Raw genomic sequence first — 23,852 nt, 5'->3', positions numbered from 1 at the left:
ATTCCCACGAAAGCGGGAATCCAGAAAAAATAACCTTAATATAGGGACAAAATTACATACTATGAATAAAATAAACATATAAAAACAAGTTTTTATATGTTTTACTGGATTCCCGCCTCCGCGGGAATGACGGTAAAGCTCAAAACCAACAGCTTACTCTTACCATACAGTTTTTCACGTATAATTTCAATATTTTCATCTAAAACATAATCATCTGTTTTAGCCATCTCAATAACTATAATAGTACCGTCTTTGAGCCAATTATTTTTTATCAGCAGTTTCATTACTTTAGGCACTATATTTTTATGATAAGGGGGGTCTATAAAGACAAGATCAAATGATTTATTAGACATCTTCCCAAACTTCGCTTCTAGAGGTAATTTAGACGTCGATCCGGTACTTGCATCCTCACGTACTAGTGTGTACGCTGCGGTGCTGCGTTCCGTGTCTCCTTTAGATCCCTCTCTATAAGCTGGTTTAAAAAGATGTCTAGTAGTTTTCGGTAGATTTAAAGCATTAATATTAACGAAATTAACATTATTTTCAATGTTTAGAGATTTAGCAAATCCTTTTGCTATTTTTAATGAGTATGTATCAATATCAATTAAGGTAGCAAAACCTGCTCCTCTTGATAGGCTCTCAAAAGCAAGGCTACCGCTACCGGCAAATAAATCGAGAATGTGAGTATTTTCGTTAAATAATTTATTACCGGTAAACTCACCGGAGGTTAATATACTAAATATTGCCTCTTTGAGCTTACCGGTGGAAGGTCGATATTTGATATTTTTAGCGGTAGGTATAATTTGGTTTCTATATTTACCGGATATTATTTTTAACACTTATTTAGTTATATGCTGCTTTTGTTAAGCTTGATTTTTTTTCGTCTTTTATTTTTGTGGCAAATCCTTTGCCTTTAGTGTTAGGCTTAAATTTTGCTGCGAATGTATTAGATTTTGCTTGTTGTTTTTCTACAGTTTTATCTTGCTTTTCTTTTATTTCTACTTTTGGCGTTTCTTGGTTTAAATTATTTTGTGCTTGTTTTAAAAGATCTTGTTCTTTAGCTTTATCAATATTATTATTTACATTATTTAAATTTTCTTCCCTTTCTTTAGATTTTTCTGTCTCAGCTTTTTGTCTTGCTTGTTGTTTTTCTGTTACTAATTCATCAATATTTTCAGGAGGCGGTGAGATATATTTATCTATACTACTAGTTAAGTTTTCAAATGACTTCTGAAGATTGCGTAAAGGTTTTTGAGTAAGTTTATAAGTTCCGGCAGCGACTAACCCTCCGGCCAAAATACCTGCTCCTAGAATGACAGCTTTAGTAGTAAGGGCCGTGCCGGTGACCAATAACACAGGCATTGCTACGAAAGGTGCAGCTGCTACTGCAAGACCTGCTACTACGGCAAGTCCTACTAAAAATTTTTTACTTGTTAAAAAATTTGTTACGCGGCTAATTCCTGATGTAGTACTTTTAGCAAGTTTTGTACAAAGCTGTCCTACTCTGGTTTTCAGAAACCAACCGCTCTTCTCTCTTGCATGAATTTTATCTTGTAATTTAGCATGTTCGTTAACATTGACAGATGTTTTTTTACCGTCTTTATCTTGATGATCTAAATTCCCTTTAGCCTCACCTTTAGTATCATGCATCTTTGTAGCATCGTTGATTTTTGCTTTATCAAAATCTGCTCCTTCTTTATTAATTCCAGCTAGATTTGCTGCTTTTAAATTCGCTTGTTTTAGAATTGCTTCTTTAAATATAGCCTCGGCTGCTTCCACTGCTTGCATATCGGCATTTTCCAACAATGCTTTAGTGAAATCGGCTTTAGTAAGATCGGCACGCTGCATAATTGCATTTTTAAAGTTAGCTTCCTTAGCATTAATATTTTTAGCAATAGCATCCGAAATATTTAATCCTTCAGCTTCTGCTTTTTCTAAAGTAGCATTACTTAACTTAGCAAATTGTGCAGTTGCATTAGTAAGCGTAGCGTTTGTAAGATCGGCATATTCAAGATTTGCTTTATCAAGCTGTGCTTTTGTTAAATCAGCGTTCTTAAGTTTAACACGCTGCATTATAGCTTCTCTTAAGTCAGCTTCTTTTAAAGATATTATATTTTCAAATTCAGCATCGCTAAAATAGGCATTTCTTGCAGTTATGCCTTGCATGTTACATTGCTCTTTAAATTTTGCTTCTAATGCATGTGTTTTATTCATAAAAACATTTTCAAGATCAGTAGAAACGATATTTGCTTGATCTAGAAGTGCGTTATTTAAAACTACCCCCTGCATTTGAACTCTTTGCATATCTGCATAAGCAAGCGATATACCGGTAAGATTAGAATTTTTCCATTCTGAATTTTTAATAATTAACTTTTCGGCATCGGCATTAACCATCATAACCGCATTAAATTTGCTATTTGTTACCTCTGCTTCAGATAAATCTACTTTAGGCATGTAAGCTCTCGACATATCACTATTTTCAATTTTGCTCTTTTTAAGATCAGCAAAAAGAAATCCTACGTTACGAGCCGTAACATTTTGAAAAACGGCATTTTGTAAATTAGCTCCTTCAAAATTAGTAAAATCTAAATTACAATTTGAGATTTTGATATTCTCTAAGTTGGCTGAAGCAAATAATGTATTTTTCAGGTTAAGATTAGTAAGAGTTTTACCTGATAAATTAATCGCTGAAAGATCAGGAACTATATTTAAATCTTCTGAAAGATTTTTTTGCTTTCTAACAAATTCGGTAAGAGATAATTTTGTATTGGATTGTTTTGCTGCTTCAGCTAAATATAGATCAAATTCGGCAGAAGTTAATTTTATATATTCTTTCGGTATATCTCGCTCTTTGGCAGTCGAACCTATAATATATGATGGGTCTAGTTTTATTTGTATTTCTTCGTCTTTTAACTGCTCAAAAATACCATCTAAACCCTTACCGCAGAACATTCTAAGATTATCTAAAGCATATACTTCAGTTTCTAATTTGTTTACTTCATGCTGTAACTTGTTGATTTTTTCTAGTTCATTTTGTCGGTTTCTAGCAATAGTTTCTGCACTATTCCAAAAAGCATTTAAAAGATTGGTAGCCATCCCAGGATTATCTAAATTTTGCTTTAGAGTGTCTAACTCTTCTTGCTTAGTCTTTAGCTCTTTTGATTTGATTTCCCATAAAGTTTTTTCGTCTTCTCCAGCCAAAATATATTTCTTTTTCTTCGTAGCTTCATCTATCACTATTTCTTTGATATGTTCTTTTTCTAAGTATTTATCTATATATTGATTTAATCTTTCAAGATCTGAAAAAGATAGTTTGATATCTCGTATTTTATCTTTGAGATTGGGGATTTTATAGTTATCATAATCATAATCTTTATAATTAAAATCTGTATAATGAAGATTTGCTCCTCTAAAGTCGGTACCAATAAATGTACAATCATTAAATTTTACATTTGTTAAATCTGAATCACATAATATGGTATTTGTTAAGTCACAATTATTAAATACGGCATCTGTTAATATTGTACCTTGGAAATTAGCATTGGCTAAATCTGTGTTAATTCCCATATTTTCTAAACTAGTAATGATAATTTGATCATTATCTTCAGCGAAATATTTATTTTTGATAAAATCATTTAGCGAGACACTAGGGTTATCTTTTATATAACCAAGGTAATCGTTTAGGTCTTTTTCTTCACATTTATATATATTAAGATTTGTCATATGTGTTCTATATAGATTTAGTTAAAATGCATTAACAATAACACATTACTAATTATTTCTCCAGTACTTTATTATTTATTTCTTTATAATCTCCGGGTTTTAAATTATCTATTGTAAAACTACCATATTGAATCCTAATTAATTTGTTAACTTTTAGTCCAAAATACTCGAATATTCTTCTAATTTCACGATTTTTTCCTTCAAATAAAACTACTTCAAACCAGGAATTACTCTTATTTTGCTTAAGTAATTTTATTGAATGAGGGTTATAAAATATCCCGTCAATTTCTAAATTTTTATAATTGCTTTTTAGTAGAATATCAGACTTCCCATACGCCCTAACATGATATACTCGCTTTAACCTACTTGAGGGGAGCTCAAACTGACGAGCTAAATCACCGCTATTAGTTAGTAATAACAAACCTTCGCTATTAAAATCCAGCCTACCTATTGAAATAACACGAGGTAAACCGGTTAGCTGTTCAAACACCGTTTTACGAGATAAAGGATCTTTATGAGTGGTAATTAAACCAACAGGTTTGTAATAAATCCAAAGCCTTGGTTTGTGTATATTATTGATTAATGTGCCTGATACTTCAATTTGATTACTAATATCAACATTTGTAGCTGGTGATAAAATTGTAATGCCATCTACTTTTATCTGTCCTTCAACTATCAGCTTTTCAGCATCACGCCTAGAACAAACTCCTGCATTACTAATTATTTTAGCTAATCTATGCATTTTTAAATATAGTAAATTTCAATAGACCTCTTTCCAAGCATCGCTTCTAGAGGTAATTTATACGTCGATCCGGTACTCGCATCTTCACGTATTTCTATATACGCTGTGGTGCTGTGTTCCGTGTCTCCTTTGAGTTCCTCTCTATAAGCTGGTTTGGGAAGAGGTCTAATAAGAATATATAAAAATACCCTTAAAAAGCAATATTAATAATTTTACATAAATTATTAATATAATTATACTATACCGCTACATATGTTTTAACAAAATTATACAAATGTTAATTTTACTTATCAAAACTTTTTATTCTTTAAAATTCTTATCTTCTTTTTTTAGCTGATTTTCTTTTTAGCAAAAATTAAGTCCTTTGCTTTAATTTAAACTTCATTAAATTATGCAAAAACTTATTGGTGCAATCCTGTTAATTTCAGGTACTTGTATAGGTAGCGGTATGATAGCACTACCCACGGTATTAGCAAAATTAGGTATAATACCTAGTATAATATTGATGTTTATAATTTGGTTTATAATGTATTATACTTCTTTAATTAACCTAGAGCTTAATCTTCAAGCGGGTAAAAGCTTAACACTTGGGTATTGGGAAAATATTTTTCAGGACATACTGCTCAAATCATCGGTACGGTAAGCCTTAAGCTCCTTTCATATGCTTTACTTGCAGTATTTATATACGGAGGCTCTTCAATATTACAGAAATTATTAGCTTTAAATACAAGTATAACTTATATAGGAGCATGGTGTATTATTATTAGTATTCTAATATTATTATTACTTCTAAAGTTAGTAGATTATATAAATCGGGTACTATTTAATCGGATTGCTTATAATAATTGCAATTTTAGTTATTGGACTTGTTTCTATGATTCAGTGGGATAATTTACCGTTATTCTCACCAAATTATAAAGAAATATCTATATGGGGTGTAGTAACTCCGGTAGTTTTTACTTCATTTGGTTTTCAAGTAATCTTCCATACCTTAACTAATTATTGTAACAAAAATGCTAAAGATGGCGTTTTTATTTGGAAGCTTAATTCCTGCAATAGTATATATAATTTGGTGAGAATAACGGGCAAATATCCCTGGGGAAGAAATATGCAGGAAAACAGATACAAGTTTTAACCTTAAGTGACGGTACTATAATAATAAAGCCCGGTAAGTTCATTCCTGATAATGAGATGTGGCTTTATAGGAACAATAATAACGAGATGCTTGATAAAGTAATAGGATGGACAGAAAAAAAATAAAAGATAAACATCGTCATTGCGAAGAAGGTACGAAGTAACTGACGAAGCAATCTCGGGAAAATTCCTGAGATTGCCACGCTAACTAACGTTCGCTCGCAATGACGATTTGGTACCCACGCAATAATGACGTAAAGCAATTCTGATTTAATGAGAGTTAAAAGTTCTTGTCTCCAAATTACCGAATTTAGAAAATTGACTATCATAATAAAGCGGAACATTTCCAACTGGTCCGTTACGATGTTTTGCAACAATTATATCAGCAATATTATATACTTTGTTGAGCTTATCTAACCATTCGGCATGTTTAGCATCGCCTGCTGCCGGTTCTTTTCTAGTTAAATAATATTCTTCACGATAAATAAACATTACTATGTCAGCATCCTGTTCTATAGTTCCCGATTCTCGAAGATCGGATAGCATAGGTTTTTTATCCTCACGTAGTTCTACCGCTCTTGAAAGCTGAGATAACGCAATAACCGGAACATTTAACTCTTTTGCTATTGCTTTTAAACCTTGGGTTATTTCTGAAATCTCGCTAACTCTATTTTCAGATTTACTTACTCCTCTAATTAATTGTAAATAATCAATAAATAATATACCGAGATTATGCTTGCGTTTCATTCTTCTAGCTCTTGTTCTTATAGCGGAAATAGATAGAGCAGGGGTATCATCGATAAAAAATTGTAATTCCGATAAAGTATTTGCTTCCTTGCGAAGACGGTTATATTTTTCTTCACCTAGAATCCCCGTACGAAGAGAAGTAGAATCAATTTCTGCACACATTGAAAGTAGACGTGTGGTTAGCTGTTCTGAGGACATTTCTAAAGAGAAAAAACCTACTGACTGAATTTCTTGATTATCTCTAATATTTTTAAGACGCATATTATTACAGGCATTAAGTGCAAGATTTATAGCAAATGCCGTTTTACCCATTGACGGACGTCCTGCAAGAATTATAAGATCGGAATTATGAAAGCCGCATAATTTATTATCTAGATCAATAAAACCGGTAGATATACCGATCACATGATCATTATTTTTCATAGCCCTATTAATACTAGCTAGTGACTCTGAAATAGATATACCGATTTTGGTAAAACTTTTTTCATTCAAGCCTTCGCTAGCTAAATCGTAAAGTTTAGCTTCGGCATGTTCAATCTGTTCCTTTGCTTCAACTTCTAATGAAGAATTATAGGCATTATTTACTACTGCTTCACCGATATTTATTAAATTACGCTTTATTGCTAAATCATATATTATTTTACCATAATCAACCGGATTTATTACCATCATTGACATAGTTATCAATTTTGCTAAATACTCCGCTCCTTCTACTTCTTGAAATAGTTCATCTTGAGTTAACATACTACGTAAAGTAATAGGTGTAGCTGTCAGCCCTTTTTCAGTAATTTTCTCAATTGCCTTATAGATTTTTTGATGAATAGGTTCAAAAAAATGTTCATCACGTAAAAATTCCGATACGTAATTTAGTAATTCGTTATTGGTTAAAATCGCCCCAAGTAGCATTTGCTCTGCTTGAACATTTGAAGGTAAAACCCTTGGTATAGGTAAATTATCTTCGTTATCAGCTAATATATTATTTGTTTCGTTATTTATTTTATTACGTGCCATTGTTGTTTGTTAAATTATTATATGGTTTGAAAAAAGAAGTACTTTATGTCATTCCCACGAGGTATTGTTTCGTGGATACCGAGTCGTCATTGCAAACAGCCGTAGGCTGCGTGGCAATCTAGGAGAATGATAAAAAAATTCTGTAAATCAGAATTTTTACTGGATTGCTTAGTCAATTACTTATGTAATTTCCTCGCAATGATGTTAAAACCGATCCACACAACAAAGCCCAAAACAGAACATTTTACATTATTCATTCTTTGCTTCATTTCTACGTTCAGCGATTAATTTATCTACTAAACTTTCTTCCGGTGAAAAATATTTATTAATGATATTACGGGCTTTTTTTAATGCAAGTTTTAATAGTAAAGTTGATACTTTTATTGCTCATAACCATCCCAGCGTTTAATTAAATTAGTTTCGATATCGAAAAAATCTAAAACTCTAGTAATAGAATGATTCACTATATCATCTATACTTACAGGGTTATTATAAAAAGCCGGCACGGGCGGCGATATAATGCCGCCGTAACTTGCTACTTTTAACATATTTTCTAAATGTCCGATATGCAAAGGAGTTTCACGGGTCATTAAAATAAGTTTTCTTCTGTCTTTAAGTACAACACCTACCGCTCTACTAATTAAATTATCTTCCATTGAGTGAGCAATACTTGCTAAGGTCTTCATACTACAAGGGGCTATTATCATGCCTGAAGTTTTAAAAGAGCCGCTTGAAATAGTAGCACCTAAATCTTTATCGTCATAATAATAATTAGCCAGTAGCTTAACTTCATCTATAGAATATTTAGTTTCGAGCTTTATAGTAAGAGCTGCTCCCTCTGAAATAACCAAATGAGTTTCGATATTTTGTTGCTTTAGTACCTCAAGCAAACGAATACCGTATATTGCTCCTGAAGCTCCAGAAATTGCTATAACAATTTTTGTTTCTTTATTCATCTAGGTTTCTATAATTTATCAGTTTAGTATATAATAAAAAAAAAATTATAAAATACATTATATATGCGAATAGCAAAAATATTATTACCGGTAGCAAAATTATTTCCGCTAGATTATTTAATGCCTGAAGATTTAGAGCTAAACATAGGTGATCTTGTTGTAGTGCCTTTTAGAAATAAGGAATTAACCGGCATAGTATGGGAGCTTGTTTCAAATTCCGAGGCAAAAAAAATAAAAACTATTAGAGCGAAAGTACCGTTAAATTTAAATATTACTTCAGAAGTTTTAGAATTAATTAAATGGATGAGTAGCTATTATATGTCAGAGTTTGGGAGCATAGCCAAGTTAGTATTACCTATAGATATTGCTGAAAAACCGATTAAAGTTAAGGAGCAGAAAGTCAATAATAACTTTGTGCTACCTGATTTGTCAGAAGAGCAGAAACAAGCAGTAACAATTTTAAATGAAAGTAATAAGCCAACACTTGTTAAAGGTGTTACGGGATCAGGTAAAACAGAAATATATTTTCATCTAATAGCAGATTACTTAGCAAAAGGCAAACAAGTGCTTGTTATGTTGCCTGAAATTGCTTTAAGTACACAAATTATTAATCGTTTTATAGAGCGATTCGGTTTTGAGCCTATCATATGGAACTCAAGCGTTACCAAAGCTCACAAGAAAATGATTTTAAGAGGTATATTAAGCGATAAAGTTAAAGTAGTAATTGGGGCTAGAAGTAGTTTGTTTTTACCTTTTAAAAATCTCGGTTTAATAGTTATAGATGAGGAGCATGACGATTCCTATAAACAAGATGACGGTATATTATATAATGCTAGGGATACGGCTATCGTAAGAGGTACATTTGATAAAGCACAAATTGTTTTGTGTTCGGCAACACCGTCTATTGAAACGGTACATAATATAGAAATGGGTAAATATCAATTGGTTACATTGGTTAATAGATACAAAAATGTCGATTTGCCAAATATAGAAATAATCGACATGACTAAAGAAAAGCTATCTAAGAGTTCCTATTTATCCAAGATTCTTATAGAAGCTATCAAAGGTAATTTAGATAATAAAAAGCAAGTCTTATTATTTCTTAATAGGCGTGGTTATGCTCCGCTCATGCTATGCAAAGCTTGTGGTCACAGATTTACCTGTAAATTCTGCTCTTCTTGGATGGTAGTACATAAAGCGACTAAAAAACTTGAATGTCACCATTGCGGTTATCAAAGTAAAATTTTTAGTTCTTGTCCTGAATGTCTAGAGGATGAAACATTAACTATCTGTGGTCCAGGTATAGAGAGAATAGAGGAAGAAGCAAAAGCACTTTTTCCTGAGAGTAAAATTGCGGTGATAAGTAAAGATCATGCTAAAAGCCCGGAAAAAATAGCACAGCTTCTAAATCAAATGGAAAATTTAGAAATTGATATTTTAATAGGCACACAAATAATAACAAAAGGTTATCACTTTCCGAATCTTACTTTAGTTGGAGTAATAGATGCCGATCTTGGAAGTAATAATGCCGATCTTAGAGCATCTGAGCGAACTTTTCAGCTACTACATCAAGTAGGTGGTAGAGCGGGTAGAGGAGATAGTAAAGGTGTAGTATATTTACAAAGCTATTATCCTGATAATACAATTTTTAGTTATGTTAAAGCCGGTGATGAAGATAGTTTTTTTGCAAATGAACTTGAAATAAGAAAATCAGCAGATATGCCGCCATTTTCCAAAACAGCATCGGTAATTTTATCAGGTTCCAGTGAGGCTAAAATTCTAGCAATTGCTAGGGATATGGTGCGAATTGCACCAAAAGCAAACGTGAAAATTTTAGGACCGGCAAGCTCATTAATGTCAAAGCTCGCTGGTAAATATCGTTACCGGATACTTATTATAGCCGATAAGAAATTTAATTTGCAGAAATACTTAAAATTTTGGCTAAGCCTTATAAAAATTCCTTCTTTTTGTCATCTAAAAATAGATATCGATCCTAAAAGTTTTTATTAGCTTCTATATCTTTCTCCTTTATTCTTCGACGGTGGAACATTAGATGAATGAGGAGAAGGATTGGTAAGAGATTTTTGTATTTCTGCTATAGCTTTTTTAGTATTTTGAGTAGAACTTTTTATAGCATCTTTATAAAAAGCAGCTTTAGCTTTATCTCCGGTAAAAGAATATTTTATAAAATTACCAATATTTTTCCAAATAGGATTATTATCCATTTTTGTAGTTTCTTCACACCATTTACCTACCTCTTTCAGTTTTGCTTCAACTTTAGCTATAGCAGCTGGATTATGTTTATTATCATCATAAATCTGAATAATATTATTTACTTTTTCTTTAAATTCAATGTGTTCTCTACTTTGTTTCAAATGAGTTATTATATCATCATTGTTTACTAATTCTCTAAGATTATCAATTATATCAGATAATTTAGGTGGTTCAGGTAATTTATAATGTTGATTGATTTTTTCAAATTTATCTTTGTGTGGATGATTCTTTATTAGATCATCTTCTATAAAAGAAACAAACTCTTTTTGAGGTACTTCTACTTGTTTTATTAGCCGTCCTAATGATTGTTCATAAGCTTTAATAATAACATCAAGACGCTTCCCTGCCATAGAACCGCTTAATTCTATATAGCGGCTAAATTCCGGAATCAAAGCATCTTTGGTATCAATATTATGATCTTTAAAAAATTTCTCTATTTTCTCTTTTACGGTTAAATTAGATTGTTTTTTAGGTGTTTCTTCCGGTACTTTTGTTTGTTCCGGAGCCGGTTTTGAAAAAATAATAGGCTTTTGGGTTTCAACTTGCGGAGATGGGGTGTTGACAAATATATCAAGTGCTTGGGAAGTTAAGTCAGTCTGTTTTTTATGTGCCTCGTTCCATGCCTTTATTTGCTCAGAAGTAGGTTTTGGAGGAACAGCCGGTTTTGTATTTTTTGGTGGGTTATTTGACATATTTTTTGATTTTTTTTCCCACTCTTGTATTCTATCTTTTACTGATTTTAGAATATTATCTTGTGTCATATTAATAAGCTCCTATGTTTATTTACATAATTAAACAGCTTGCTTAAATTTTTTATAAATTGCAAGCAAAATTTCTTTTTGTAATGCAATATTTTTACTATAAGATGGTTAGGTTATATATTTTATATATTTAGAATCCAAGTTATTAATTAAAATGAGATATGAATTTTATGTACCCCCATATTAGACTTAGAAGAAATAGAAAAGCTTTGTGGCTTAGAGAGTTAATATCCGAAAGTAATTTATCGGTTAGTGATTTAGTGTTGCCTTTATTTGTTGTTGAAGGACATAATGAAAGGCAAGAAATTAAAACTATGCCTGGTATATATCGCTTATCGATTGATCAAATAGTAGAAACAGCAAAAGAAGCAGCAGAGCTTGGTATTAATGTTATTGCATTATTTCCGAGTATTGATCAAAGTCTAAAAAGTGAAAATGCCGATGAGGCTTATAATTTAGATAATTTAATATGTAGAACTATTAGAAGCATCAAAAACGCTAATATCGATATTGGTATAATATGCGATGTAGCACTTGATCCTTATACTACACATGGTCATGACGGTATTGTGCATAATGGGGAAGTTGATAATGATAGATCAGTAAGAGCTTTGTGTAATCAAGCATTAGTGCTAGCAAAAGCTGGAGTAGATATTGTTGCACCTTCTGATATGATGGATGGAAGAATCGGGGCTATAAGGGAATATCTTGACAAAGAGGGATTTATAAATGTTGGAATTCTTGCTTATGCCGCTAAATATGCTTCAAGTTTTTACGGTCCGTTTCGCGATGCTGTTAAGAGTAATAAAAAGAATTATTTAGATAAATCAAGCTATCAAATGGATGTACGTAATATTAAGGAAGCAATGCTTGAGATTGAGCATGATATAGCAGAGGGAGCCGATATGGTAATGGTGAAGCCTGGTATGCCGTTTTTGGATGTTATTCGTGAAGCGGCAAATAATTTTAATGCTAAAATTTTTGCATATCAGGTTAGTGGAGAATATGCAATGTTAAAATTTGCAGTAGAAGCAGGGGCAATTGATTGGGAGAGAGCTTTGATGGAGTCATTAATTAGTTTTAAACGTGCCGGTGCCACAGGTATATTTACCTATGCAGCTCTTGAAGTAGCTGAAATATTAAAGAACAATAAAATTAAGTAGAAAACGGCTTCTGTCCTTGATATAAAATAAATAATATGTTTTATAATTATATCAAAATTATCAATTTGATGTAAATCATTATAAAGAGGCGAAGATGACGCAAAATAAGAAATCAGTATTTAAAGGTTGGAATTTTTTAAAGTCTAAAGGAGGCGGAGCTAATGAGGCAGGAGAGCATGGCGGAGTATATCAAAGCTTAGACGGTAAAATTACAGCGATGATAAAAAAAGAGGCTTCAAGTTCAAAAAATATAGCCGAGTTTTTAGGGTCTCAAATTTTTGAAGCTATAAGTCCTGGCAATGGAGCAAAGGTTAATTTAATTGCTCCTGATGATTTTAATAAATCTAAAGTCATTGATTCGCAAATATATGTCAAATCTGAATTTTTTAAGAATTATAGTAGCGATATGTATGTGGACATGGATAAACATATGTCTGCTAAAACTAAACCGAGTTCTTGGTTTAGAAAGGACGGCGGTAGACCACTTTTTATGGGGGCTAGAAATAAATTATTTAGAACCTTAGAAAATGCTTTTAAGGAAATTAAGTATCAGAACTTTGAAAATATTATGCCGGCAAGTTTATTGATCGGCGATTTTGATATACATGTTGGAAATATAGGAGTTATCAGAGATCAAAAAAATCCAAAAACTTTACCTAAATTAGTAAGAATTGATTTTGCTGGTAGTTTTGACAATTTAACAAATAATATATATCCGCATTCAAGAGCTAAACATTTGCCTGGATTCGGTCCCACTAACCATTTTAGAGAATTTCCTTCTAATTTAAGAACAAAAAATCCTAATTTTGCCGATAGCTTACTTGCAGTTTCTAAAATTGATTTAAGCAAAACTATTGATAAAAGTTTTGATGAATTAACTAAATATTATAGTAATGAAGCAATTGCAGAATTTGCAAAACAAGCGATGCCAAAGCAATTTAATAATAAACAATCTAAAGAAATAACGCCTGAAGAAATTAAGGCTAGTTTAATAGATACAATGAAAAAAAGGCAAGAATCCTTAAAGGAATACGGCTTAGAAATTAAAGTAAATAGTTTAATTTCTAAAAAATGTAGTTTTCCTTATTACGAAGTGAAAGAGCAAGGGTTAAAAACATTAATGAAAGAGTATCCTGATTATTTTGAGAAGATTCTTAATTATGAAGAAAGAAAAAAAGGAGGACGAAAACTTAAATTAAGAAATCAAATTGCTACTAATTTTGCAAGAATTTTAGAAATACTTGGTATTAGAGATAGTGCGAAAAAACATTTAATAAAGACAATAAAAAGTTTAAATGAAGATATTAAAGATGAAAGAAATTTAGCTGGTTCTTCTGATAAAATAAAGAAAGAACCAAAACAACAATCGGTAAAGACAAATATATATGCAAACAGAGAATATGTAGATGCGCTAGAAAAATTTAAGAAAGAAGTTGGAACGGATGATATTGTTAGTGTTACTCCAAGTCAATTAGGTCTAGCTAAAAAAGCTAAACACAAAGACCAAGATTTATTAAAATTAGATGAAGAAAATCTAAAACATATAAAGAATCTAAAAGAAAAGGTTATGAAGCCTACTAAAACTACTGCAGCTAGTGTTGTTAATAAAAAGTCTACACCGGCTAAAACGAGACAATAAATGAACCAAGCAACAAGAAGCCTACAACTAAGTAATTAATCAGTAAAAGCCCATATTGCATCGGCAGCTTAATTATCTCAATCTTTTTAGAAAAATACATGGCTTTTACTACTTTAAGATAATAAAACGCAGCAACTATGCTGGTAAAAATACCACAATAAGCTAATGCGAATTCTTCTTGATTAATTGCTTGGTAAAAAAGGTAATATTTACCGAAAAATCCTGTAAGAGGAGGGATTCCAATCATTGAAAACATAACTATGCTAATTACGGCAGCTATAGTTTTATGATGCTCTGCAATTCCTTGTATAGTTTTAAAACTAGCTTTATCGGCGTCTTTACCGAGCAGTATAATTAAGCAAGTAAAAAATCCTATACTCCCTACCGCATATATTAGAATATATAGTAGAGCTGCTTTATACCCTTCTTGATTATGCAGAAGAACGCCGATTAATACATAACCGATATTTAAAATAGTACTATAAGCCATTAATCTTTTTAGAGAAGTTTGACGAATGGCTCCAAAAGCTCCAAACAGCATAGATAATATAGCAATTATCTTTATTAAATTATAATTAATAGGGTAGTAATTACCTATAATTAATTTGCTGATATTTAATAAAACAATAACAATACCTATTTTTGAGGCAGCGGTGAAATAAGTAACCGAAGTAATCGGTGATCCTTCATATACGTCAGGGACCCAAAAATGGAGTGGAACACTTGAGAGTTTAAAGAAAATACTACTTAAAAATAGTACAATACCGATTATTAAACCAAGATTCATTCCGGAATTATCATTTAGTTTATATAAGATATCCTCAAATTGTAGGCTTCTGCCGAATCCGTATATAAAAGAAATACCGAATAATGATAAACAACTAACTAAACTACCTAAGATAAAATATTTTAAAGCACCTTCCGATGATTTCATATCATTTAATTTGAATCCTGCAAGTGCATATGAAGTTAAAGCAGTAAGCTCCATACCGCAGAATAATAATAGAAAATTCCGTGATGAAATTGCAACAAAAATACCTACGACCGATAATAACATTAAAGTAATAAATTCAAACTTTAATTCCTCAGCAACAAGAATAGAGTAATCACGGTATATAATCATGGCGATAATAGTGAATAGTAGCACTATGCTTTTACTAATACCGATATTTATTCCGGTAGCAAATGAGTACCATACTCCTTCATAACTTGAGTACTTAAAGGTAAGAAAAATTGATAATATGCATAGTAAAATAATGATATTAGAAATAATTCTATTTTTATTTGGGATCATTACGGCAAAAAACTGCCCTAAAAGTGCTATTAAAGTCAAAGTTATTTCAGGAAGTAGCAGTAGCATATAAAACTAATATTATTTATGGAAATATAGATATTAGTAAATAAATCATTTTTTATCAACAAACTTATATATAATATTGAACTTTAATACTACCTCTAATTAAAATTATTTTCTTCGTAAAATTATATTATACAAAAAAAGCCTAAACATGATGAGATTGTACGTAGTGCATTTGAAAACCCTATAGTTGCTAAAGCCCTCTACAGCTTAGTTCTAATAATCCTTCTTTGTCCTTATTCTTTAGCAGACTTCGTATCCTGTGCAAATATATTATTACCGGCTATTAAAATTCCTATGGCTAATATTTTAGATGTTCGTTTTATATTTTTATATTTCATAACTATAAGTGCTAATTTTGTTGAGTGTATAATTTCTTATACATTAATAATTAATAGTTGCAATAAATAAAAAAATAAATTATTTTGGTTAATCAATTTTAAATTGCTTAAATAAAATTAAATTCTTAAACTCACACCTATAATTGTTTTAATCTAATTAGGTTTTCTAATAAAAATATACTTTCTACCGTTAAGTAAAAATATGAAGCTTTCTACTTCAAAATCATTAACTGACAAGTTAAGAACCTTATATAGCTCTCACGATACTTTACCAAATTGTCGGAGAAAAGAGATCGATAGAAATAAAGAATATTTTTAAAGCCATAGATACGGAAGAAAAGATAAGGGAGTTGTTTGATAAAAATTATCAAGTTCAAGAAGAAAAAATTGATAATATAGTTAAGTCACTAAATGAAGAACATAAGTTTGAGATACTTCGCAGAAATCTACCTAATAAAAGTGAATCAGCAATAAAAAATATCATTGAGCAAGTAAACAGAATAAAAGCAGATATCGGTAAAGTACTGTTACTCGGTAGTGCAGGAATAGGTAAAACCACGTTAATGCATTATCTATCTTATAAATGGGGAAAAGGGGAGTTATGGAGCGATAAGTTTGATTATGTTTTGAGAGTTAGGTTAAAAGAATTATTAAATGAAAGTTGGAAAGACGGTTATAGTGGGTATTTTGATATTAATAATTTATCTCAAAGTAAGCTTAATTGTTTTATCCATTATTGTTTAGGTAGTAGTGAAAGTACCTTAAGTGTTAAGGAAATAATGGATATCCAAAATAAAGATAAGATGTTGTTATTACTTGATTGGTATGACGAAGTAGCACATCTAAATACTCGAGATGAATTTAAAAAGTTAATAGATAAAATATTAGAATATAAAAACGTAATAATGAGTTCTAGACCTAATGCGGTTGTAGAAGAAATGCGTAACAGGTTTGCGCGGAAAGTAGACAATGCAGGCTGGGATAGTATATATGATCCGGCATATAAGAAATATTTTGAAAAGCGTGCGCCGACTCAAAAGAAACTCATCACATGTGCATTAGGTTCATAATAAAACGCTCCATTGAGTGGGAGTAAGGTGACACACAACCAAATAGCTGGGTCTAACAGGGTTTGAGCTGTGTGTGGGAAAACCAGCATACACGATTCTTAGGAGAGTGGCAATTGCTGCTTATCTGATTTTACATTTATTAGGTGTCAGAAGAGATTAACATTAGACAATATTACTATTTTCACCTTTTTCATCCTGCACGTAAAAATCGTTTTTTTCATTCAAGATATCATCACGGTTTGTATATAAAGATTCAATAAATAAAATAGAGTCCTTTAAAGCTAGTTGCACAGCTATAATTGTCCTTATCATGTCTTTCTATAGCTTTAGGAAGCCCAAATTCTTTAACTACATTACCTAATTCTTTTATATTAGCTCGCAATTTAGTGGAATAAGAACTTGATATAGGTGTTTTTGAGAGATTTATTATTTCGTTTCTACGTTCTTGTGTTTTAATAATAGCTATTTTCTTTAAGTTATCGTCTAAATCTTCCATTCCAATTTTATTGCGAATAATATCGTCTATACTAATTATTTTATTTCCATGCTTTCTCTCATGCCTTGCTGCTACTATACTGCAAGCCAAATCTGTTAATATATCTATTAAGAAACTGCGTTATTAAATCTATACCTTTTGCTAATATTTTTATTATACCCTCTTTCTCATTAATATTATTTTTAAATATTTTAGTTTCAGCAATACAGCAAGCATTTATGATATTTTTTATATTCCAATAAAATGCATTACAGTAATCATATAATAATTGGCTTTCTTGTGCTAAACTTTCAATTTCTCTAAAGATTTCTGCTTTTTGTTTGTTCCACTAGCTTTTAGTGTTTTATTGTGGCTATCTATCTTAATTTCATAGGCATCTAATCTTTTATTTGCCCCGGCATCTAGTAATTTAAAATTACTGGTTTTCAACCTTATTTTTGCATCTTGAATTATTTCACTTGCAAACTTCAGCTTACTAATATGTTTAAATATCTGTTTTTCTTCTTCAGGCTTAAGCTTTTCATTCTTAATAAAGCAATCACATTGTTCTTGGGCTGCTAATTCGTTAAATAGTTGCCCTCTTAGTTCTGTGTTAATTTCTGCTGGATAAATAGTGGCTATTTTCTTTTATTTTTGGTAATTCGTTAAAACTTGTAGTAAACCATTCTATTACTTCAGGATTTTTACTTTTTTCATATTCTTGAGTGATATGGTCGGTTATTGTGTGTAGAGTGGTTTTGGCGTCTATTTCTAAATATAAATCCTTATAAAAATTTTGAGTTCTATGTAGATCAATTATTTTTATTAACCTATTAACTTGTTTATAACTAGCTTTATCAAATGATCTTACATTTATTATATTAATTAAACTTACAGCAGCTGCATATTTGACATCTTCGTTGTAGTAAGGCTTATTAAGTAGTAGCCCTTTTAAAACACTATATGCTCTTTCTGCTAGATGAGGTATTACTTCCACTATTCCCGCTAAATTCATAATCGCTTCACACCTAATATAATTATCAATGTTAGAATTTATAATCAATTCTTTTACCCCTATAAATACTTCTATCGCTATATTAGGCTTTCTTTCCATTATCTCGACTAAACTCCAAACAGCTGCATATCTGACATAACAGTTAGGATTATTAAGTAACTCTTTCAATCCAGTAATTATTTCTTTTGATGGTATCACTTTTACTATTTCTGCCATACTACTAGCAATTTCACATATTTCTTTTATTTGGCTATGAGTATCCAAAAAGCTTTTTAATTGCACTCCTAGCTCTTTATCATACTCAAAATTTTTATGTACATATTGCTCTATTCCCTCACTAGTATCCATTTTAACTTTCACATATCTTACAATCGGTAAATATTTCATTTTGAGTCTCTTTATTCATACTCTTAGGTTCATCTAGTGACATAGATGGTTGCCTAGCGGAAACAACTCTTTGATACAACCTCGTGTCACACACTATTATATGGCTTTTCGGTTATTTAGGTATATGTTAAATATTGCTGAATATCATAGAAAGTACTAAAAAACACAAAATTTCCTTTCATATATCCTTTAGTGTTTTATAATGGCACACAAAAATATACTGCTCCTTTAAATTTATGGGAATTATTTGAAAATAGTGAATTAGTAAAAGCTACTTGGATTAACGATTATCAGCTAATTAATGTTCATGAAATTCCTGATGAAAAATTGACAGAAAATACTTGGTCCGGAATTTTATAATTTTTTATGAAGCACATTCATACACGAGATTTGTTAAAGAGATGGTAAGAAATAGCGGACCTTTTACCCATATTTGCTGAGGTTAATATAGGGCTTGATTATATAGAGTTAATTTTATTCTACACTTTGACCAAACTTGGTCAAAATGATATAATAGAAAAAATACTTAAATCACAATTAATATAGCCAAAAATTTAATCAAAGCCGGTGTAAAAACTGATTTAATAGCTACCTCAACCGGATTAAAGAAGGAAGAGGTTGAAAAACTTAAATAAATTACTTATACATGTATTTATTATTATTTATATTAGGAGGATTAAATGCATTACTCCGTCAATTACGTTTATCAATTAGTTCTATAGAGTTTTATAAAGACGTATATAAAAACTATCAAGGGTACGGGATAAGATATGTATTTACCTTATCTTTTATCCCATCAATAATTTATTGTATTTTTATATTAAATTACATAATAACTTTAAAAGATTATTTTAACGGAATACAATCATCAAAAGTTACAGACAACATTGAATATATTATTAATCAATTGCCGGAAATTAAATATAATAATTCAAACATTTCAGTTGAAGAAGTAGAGCCTATATATTTATATAGCAAGAATAACAATAAAATAGTCGTCATTGATACAAAAAATCAAGTTTCTAACAAAGAAAAAAGCAAAATACCGTTTGTACTTGAAGAGAATAAGCTGAAGATAAATTTAATTGTAGCCAATACTAAGAAAAATTTCCCAAGTACTGTTAACTATTCTGAGATATTCAAGCAAAATGAAGTAATTTTAACTCCTGAAATAATAAAAAAATATTTTGCCGATAATTTATTATATGCACCAAATTTATTTATTTATTTCGGTATGCCGGCTATTATATTATTTTGGTTTATAACATTCTTATTAGAGAAAAGTATTATAGTTTTGTTAGTATATAGCTTAGCTAATTTACTTACTACTAAAACTTCAATACAAGCTTCTATAAGGCTAGTAATGTTTTCAAGCGGAGTCCCGATAATATTACAACCGGTTATTATTATATTAATACCGGAATTAAGCATATTATTACAGCTACTACAAATGTTTACAACTTGTTTAGTATTTGTCGCTATTTGGCAAATTAACAAGAACCTATCGTACTATATATAAATATAAGAAAAATCAGTTATCATATAATATGTGATTTAAAATCCTCAATTTTAAAAAAACAGCCTATAAATAGGTAAGGAAAAAAAAGAAAGTAAGGTTTGCAGAAGAGCCGCAAGTTAAGGAATTTTCATAAGATAAAGAAGCAACAAAAGTAGACCTTATAAGAGGAAGAGTAATTAATATTTATGATAAAGGCGGCTACTTAAAGCTGGATCAATTGGTAATTCATGAACGAGAAGCTATTGGAGTAAAAAATGTTGAAGTAAAGAGAAATCCAAATTTCTTTCAACAAATTTTCGCTGCAGTAGGTCTTATAAAGGACACAAAAACAATCAAAGAAGAATTTACTTATACTACCGGCGATATACAAGGAATATTAAAAGATAACGGTCAATTTATTAATAATTCTGAAGAAATTAGAAAATTTGTTGATAAAAATAGAGATATTCAAATTGCAGATATTGACGGTATCGGTATTGGTAATTTAAATCATCAGGGTAAAATACAAATTAATTCAAAGTTTGGACTAAGTAATGAAAAAATTATTCTTTATAAGGATGGTCAATTAGCTGCTATTGAAAGAAAAGGTCCACTTATAAATCAAGAAGGAGAGCCTTTATACAAAGATAACTGAGTCCAAAAAGATAATAAAGTTTATCTAGTTGGAGATGCCGGAAGAAATATTGATACACCTTTTAGAGATCCAAAAACTAGAGCTAGAGATAATTGGAATAGATTAATAAAGAAATTTAAGCATGCTTTAATACCGGAACATGAGTTAGGAAAATTAAACGATGCTATAGTAGATTCTGTAAGAGTTAAAGTAGTTCATCCAAATCCAAAACTTGCAGAACATCATCTTCAAGAAATAGCTCAAGGTAAACAAATATGGGATGGGCATGAATTTGAAATATTACGTATGGGACCAGAGGCAAAAAATCACCAATTATTCTATGATACCTCCTCTCAAAGATTACTTGATGCTAACGGTAAAGTAGCTTCTACTATCGGTAAAGAAAGTAAAAGCATGAATAATGTTCAAGAATTTGTAATGGGAGAGGATGGAACAATTTATATAGGTACTCATAAAAATCAATATTTGCCAAATACTAAAAATCTTGTTCACGGTTCATTTTTAAGTGGAAAGCCTGCGGAAGCAGCAGGAGTTATAGGTATAAAAATGATAGGGGAAAAATTGATTACCTGCGTAATAATAGCGGTCATTATCAACCTGAAGCTTTAGATATGTACCGTACTGCAAAAAAATACAAGAAACTATGCTCGGTGCTTTAGATAAAAATTGTCAAATCGATATTCAAGGGCATCCACGAATACTTGTTATACTTGTTACTGATTTTGTAAAAAATATGGAAACCCAAATAGGTTTCGGAAAAAATGCTAAAACTCATTATGAAAAACTAAGAGAGGAAAGAATAGAGAAAATTAAAAATTATCAAGCTAATTTAAAAAATATTGCTGCTTCTTCAAAACCTAAAGCTAGAAATAGAACAAGAACAACAAACATAGGGCGTGGATAATAAAATAATTAACTATTTATAATTAAATGTTATTCCTGCGAAAGCAGGAATCCAGCTAAATGTCATACTCCGGCATTGTTGCGTGGATTGGTAAAACCCACTATGTCACCTAGTTCGCTTGACCACTGGGACCATAAAAATAATTTAAAGTACTAATATTTAAGTTGGGTCCCGCTACAAGCTTGCGGGATGATGACAAAGCAATTTTGGATTCCCACTTCTAGCTAGGAATGACATCGAAGGTGTTTTTTGTACCATGCAATAACGTCCCTAGGTAATGTTAGATTAATCACTTATTTATAATATTCTCTCCTTCTTTTCTACTTCTACTAGTTTCTACACAATTAAATTTTAGTTTATATTAACAAGCTAATTTTTTATTAAATAATATAATTATATACTTGACTAAATTACTTGGGTATTGTAGATATAAAGCAATTTTAAGTTTTAATAAGTTGGTTATATGATGCTGACGACGAAAGGAAGATATGCCGTAATGGCAATACTTGAAATGGCTTCAAAATCAAGTGCCGAGCCGGTCACTTTGAATGAAATGTCCGTAAAACAAAATATATCGCTTGACTATTTAGAGCAGATATTTTCTAAACTTAAAAAAGCTGATCTAGTTAAGGCTATTAGAGGATCGAAAGGTGGGTATATTTTAATAGGTAACCTAGAAGAAATAAAAATTTCCGATATTATGGACGCCGTTAACGAAAATTTTATAATGACTACCTGCTATAAGAAGTCAGTTAAAACTTGCGTGCCTGATACAATAAAATGTAATTCGCATAAATTATGGCAAGGTCTTGGTAAGCATATTAGAGATTATTTTGAAAATATCTCAATTAAAGATGCGTTAAACTCAAATTTAAATATATGATATATTTAGACCATAATGCTACTACTTTTATCGACCCTAGAGTTAAGGAATTCATAATAAGTTTAATGGACAAGGAGCTTAACCCCTCATCAGTACATAGCTCAGGTAGATTTGCTAAGAATCTCATAGAAACGGCACGCGCACAAATAGCGGCGGCTCTTGGTATAACCTTATCATCTAGAGAATATGATATTACTTTTACTTCATCAGGGGCTGAAGGTAATAATTTAATAATGAAAAATTTTTATGACGGCGATATTTTTATTTCAGCTATTGAACATTTATCGATCTATAACCATATAAATTACGTTCCAAATATTAAAGTTATAAGAGTTAATACGCAAGGGCTAGTTGATTTAGAACATTTAGAAGAGTTGTTAGCTCAAAGTAATACTAGTAAAAAACTAGTTTCCGTAATAATGGCTAATAATGAAAGCGGAGTTTTACAAGATATAGCTGAGATAGGTAAAATAACTAAAAAATATGAGGCAAAATTTCATAGCGATTTAGTGCAAGGTTTTGGCAGAATACCAATAAATATCAAAGCATTAGGATTAGATTTTGCTACAATTTCAGGGCATAAAATAGGAGGGGGGCAGGGTGGTGCTGCTTTAATTTCTAGCTCTAATTTTCAAGTTACTCCAATGATTATAGGAGGAGGGCAGGAAAAATCAGTACGCTCAGGCACTGAAAATGTTTTAGCAATTGCAGGATTTGGTTTAGCTTCTGCATTGAGGACAGACAATATCTCAGAAAATTATATAAAAATCAAAAAGTTACAAGAAAATTTAGAGAAAAAATTAAAAAAATATCCTAATGTAAATATTGTTAGTAATAACGTAGCTAGGTTGCCTAATACTACCTTAATTACTATACCAAATACGGATGCACAAGCGAAATTAATCGGGTTTGATTTACATAATATTTGCGTAAGTTCCGGTTCTGCTTGTTCATCGGGAAAAATATCTAAATCGCATGTATTAACCAATATGGGTGTAGGGGAAGGGGAAGCAAAATCTTCGATTAGGATATCTTTAAGCCATACTAATACGGTAAGTGATATAGAGGCTTTTATAGAGGCTTTTGAGGAGATTTACGATGTCATGCCTAGCTAAAA

General features: G+C 30.9%; 25 protein-coding genes. 14 read left to right on the top strand and 11 right to left on the bottom strand.

The window, feature by feature from the left end:
• Window positions 1-101: 101 nt before the first annotated feature.
• From MCI_RS01225 to MCI_RS07220, 4 genes are read right to left on the bottom strand one after another with little or no spacing between them, the layout of a single operon-like run.
• A complete protein-coding gene (locus tag MCI_RS01225) occupies window positions 102-839 on the bottom strand; it encodes an RsmD family RNA methyltransferase (protein ID WP_014409326.1) in 738 nt (245 codons plus the stop codon).
• A gap of 4 nt (window positions 840-843) precedes the next feature.
• Complete coding sequence (locus MCI_RS01220) at window positions 844-3,723, bottom strand: pentapeptide repeat-containing protein (RefSeq protein ID WP_014409325.1); 2,880 nt, start codon at window positions 3,721-3,723, stop codon at window positions 844-846.
• A 52-nt stretch (window positions 3,724-3,775) separates the two neighbouring features.
• Window positions 3,776-4,465: a pseudouridine synthase gene (locus MCI_RS01215; protein ID WP_014409324.1), complete on the bottom strand. Its 690-nt coding sequence runs from the start codon at window positions 4,463-4,465 to the stop codon at window positions 3,776-3,778.
• A 2-nt stretch (window positions 4,466-4,467) separates the two neighbouring features.
• Entirely contained in the window at window positions 4,468-4,641 is a 174-nt protein-coding gene (locus tag MCI_RS07220; protein WP_083837153.1) for a palindromic element RPE1 domain-containing protein, read from the bottom strand.
• Window positions 4,642-4,856: 215 nt separating this feature from the next.
• On the opposite strand from MCI_RS07220, the gene MCI_RS10205 reads away from it, so the two are divergent.
• Genes MCI_RS10205 through MCI_RS08805 form a run of 3 tightly spaced genes read left to right on the top strand, consistent with a single transcriptional unit; the run spans window position 4,857 to window position 5,600 of the window.
• Entirely contained in the window at window positions 4,857-5,108 is a 252-nt protein-coding gene (locus tag MCI_RS10205) for an aromatic amino acid transport family protein (protein WP_041404094.1), read from the top strand.
• Window positions 5,060-5,356, top strand: a complete 297-nt coding sequence (locus MCI_RS09360) for an aromatic amino acid transport family protein (protein ID WP_269479128.1) — start codon at window positions 5,060-5,062, stop codon at window positions 5,354-5,356. The genes MCI_RS10205 and MCI_RS09360 overlap by 49 nt, the downstream gene beginning before the upstream one ends.
• The gene (locus MCI_RS08805) at window positions 5,340-5,600 is read left to right on the top strand and encodes an aromatic amino acid transport family protein (protein ID WP_232202681.1); all 261 of its coding nucleotides are present in this window, start codon (window positions 5,340-5,342) and stop codon (window positions 5,598-5,600) included. The genes MCI_RS09360 and MCI_RS08805 overlap by 17 nt, the downstream gene beginning before the upstream one ends.
• A gap of 269 nt (window positions 5,601-5,869) precedes the next feature.
• Here the strand turns inward: MCI_RS08805 and MCI_RS01200 are convergent, their stop codons facing one another.
• A complete protein-coding gene (locus MCI_RS01200) occupies window positions 5,870-7,357 on the bottom strand; it encodes a replicative DNA helicase (protein WP_014409323.1) in 1,488 nt (495 codons plus the stop codon).
• Between the two features lie 380 nt (window positions 7,358-7,737).
• Entirely contained in the window at window positions 7,738-8,313 is a 576-nt protein-coding gene (locus MCI_RS01195) for a UbiX family flavin prenyltransferase (protein WP_014409322.1), read from the bottom strand.
• A gap of 63 nt (window positions 8,314-8,376) precedes the next feature.
• On the opposite strand from MCI_RS01195, the gene MCI_RS01190 reads away from it, so the two are divergent.
• Window positions 8,377-10,323, top strand: a complete 1,947-nt coding sequence (locus tag MCI_RS01190; RefSeq protein ID WP_014409321.1) for a primosomal protein N' — start codon at window positions 8,377-8,379, stop codon at window positions 10,321-10,323.
• Here the strand turns inward: MCI_RS01190 and MCI_RS01185 are convergent.
• On the bottom strand, window positions 10,320-11,348 hold the full coding sequence (locus MCI_RS01185) for a hypothetical protein (protein ID WP_014409320.1): 1,029 nt from the start codon (window positions 11,346-11,348) through the stop codon (window positions 10,320-10,322). The genes MCI_RS01190 and MCI_RS01185 overlap by 4 nt on opposite strands.
• Window positions 11,349-11,518: 170 nt before the next feature.
• On the opposite strand from MCI_RS01185, the gene hemB reads away from it, so the two are divergent.
• Window positions 11,519-12,511 (top strand): porphobilinogen synthase, encoded by a 993-nt coding sequence (gene hemB, locus MCI_RS01180; protein WP_014409319.1) that lies wholly within the window; start codon window positions 11,519-11,521, stop codon window positions 12,509-12,511.
• 94 nt (window positions 12,512-12,605) lie between these two features.
• A complete protein-coding gene (locus MCI_RS01175) occupies window positions 12,606-14,150 on the top strand; it encodes a hypothetical protein (protein ID WP_014409318.1) in 1,545 nt (514 codons plus the stop codon).
• Here the strand turns inward: MCI_RS01175 and nuoN are convergent.
• Window positions 14,134-15,510: an NADH-quinone oxidoreductase subunit NuoN gene (gene nuoN, locus MCI_RS01170; protein ID WP_014409317.1), complete on the bottom strand. Its 1,377-nt coding sequence runs from the start codon at window positions 15,508-15,510 to the stop codon at window positions 14,134-14,136. The two genes, MCI_RS01175 and nuoN, sit on opposite strands and share 17 nt — an antisense overlap.
• 688 nt (window positions 15,511-16,198) lie before the next feature.
• Between nuoN and MCI_RS07210 the strand changes: the two genes are divergently transcribed.
• Window positions 16,199-16,918 (top strand): NACHT domain-containing protein, encoded by a 720-nt coding sequence (locus MCI_RS07210; protein ID WP_014409316.1) that lies wholly within the window; start codon window positions 16,199-16,201, stop codon window positions 16,916-16,918.
• Between the two features lie 253 nt (window positions 16,919-17,171).
• Here MCI_RS07210 and MCI_RS01155 read toward each other — a convergent pair whose 3' ends face one another.
• The 3 genes from MCI_RS01155 to MCI_RS09355 form a co-directional block, all read right to left on the bottom strand.
• Entirely contained in the window at window positions 17,172-17,504 is a 333-nt protein-coding gene (locus MCI_RS01155) for a hypothetical protein (RefSeq protein WP_014409315.1), read from the bottom strand.
• Window positions 17,505-17,696: 192 nt separating this feature from the next.
• The gene (locus MCI_RS08330; RefSeq protein ID WP_014409314.1) at window positions 17,697-17,843 is read right to left on the bottom strand and encodes a hypothetical protein; all 147 of its coding nucleotides are present in this window, start codon (window positions 17,841-17,843) and stop codon (window positions 17,697-17,699) included.
• Between the two features lie 163 nt (window positions 17,844-18,006).
• Window positions 18,007-18,795 (bottom strand): HEAT repeat domain-containing protein, encoded by a 789-nt coding sequence (locus MCI_RS09355; protein ID WP_014409313.1) that lies wholly within the window; start codon window positions 18,793-18,795, stop codon window positions 18,007-18,009.
• A gap of 192 nt (window positions 18,796-18,987) precedes the next feature.
• Here MCI_RS09355 and MCI_RS09350 point away from each other — a divergent pair, with 192 nt between their 5' ends.
• The 7 genes from MCI_RS09350 (at window position 18,988) to MCI_RS01115 (ending at window position 23,850) form a co-directional block, all read left to right on the top strand.
• On the top strand, window positions 18,988-19,155 hold the full coding sequence (locus MCI_RS09350) for an Rpn family recombination-promoting nuclease/putative transposase (RefSeq protein ID WP_014409312.1): 168 nt from the start codon (window positions 18,988-18,990) through the stop codon (window positions 19,153-19,155).
• Window positions 19,156-19,441: 286 nt separating this feature from the next.
• The gene (locus tag MCI_RS01140) at window positions 19,442-20,314 is read left to right on the top strand and encodes a DUF1189 family protein (RefSeq protein ID WP_041404093.1); all 873 of its coding nucleotides are present in this window, start codon (window positions 19,442-19,444) and stop codon (window positions 20,312-20,314) included.
• A 217-nt stretch (window positions 20,315-20,531) separates the two neighbouring features.
• Entirely contained in the window at window positions 20,532-20,948 is a 417-nt protein-coding gene (locus MCI_RS01135) for a hypothetical protein (RefSeq protein ID WP_041404092.1), read from the top strand.
• A gap of 285 nt (window positions 20,949-21,233) precedes the next feature.
• On the top strand, window positions 21,234-21,557 hold the full coding sequence (locus MCI_RS01130) for a hypothetical protein (protein WP_232202680.1): 324 nt from the start codon (window positions 21,234-21,236) through the stop codon (window positions 21,555-21,557).
• 34 nt (window positions 21,558-21,591) lie between these two features.
• Window positions 21,592-21,852, top strand: a complete 261-nt coding sequence (locus MCI_RS01125; protein ID WP_014409310.1) for a hypothetical protein — start codon at window positions 21,592-21,594, stop codon at window positions 21,850-21,852.
• A gap of 463 nt (window positions 21,853-22,315) precedes the next feature.
• Entirely contained in the window at window positions 22,316-22,735 is a 420-nt protein-coding gene (locus tag MCI_RS01120; RefSeq protein ID WP_014409309.1) for a Fe-S cluster assembly transcription factor, read from the top strand.
• Window positions 22,732-23,850 carry a cysteine desulfurase family protein gene (locus MCI_RS01115; RefSeq protein WP_014409308.1) on the top strand — a complete coding sequence of 373 codons (1,119 nt, stop codon included), beginning with the start codon at window positions 22,732-22,734 and terminating at the stop codon, window positions 23,848-23,850. Before MCI_RS01120 ends, MCI_RS01115 begins: the two co-directional genes overlap by 4 nt.
• Window positions 23,851-23,852 lie beyond the last annotated feature (2 nt).

This window comes from Rickettsia montanensis str. OSU 85-930, assembly GCF_000284175.1.
GTDB lineage: Bacteria > Pseudomonadota > Alphaproteobacteria > Rickettsiales > Rickettsiaceae > Rickettsia > Rickettsia rickettsii.
This window is presented reverse-complemented; position numbering and strand designations above follow the sequence as displayed.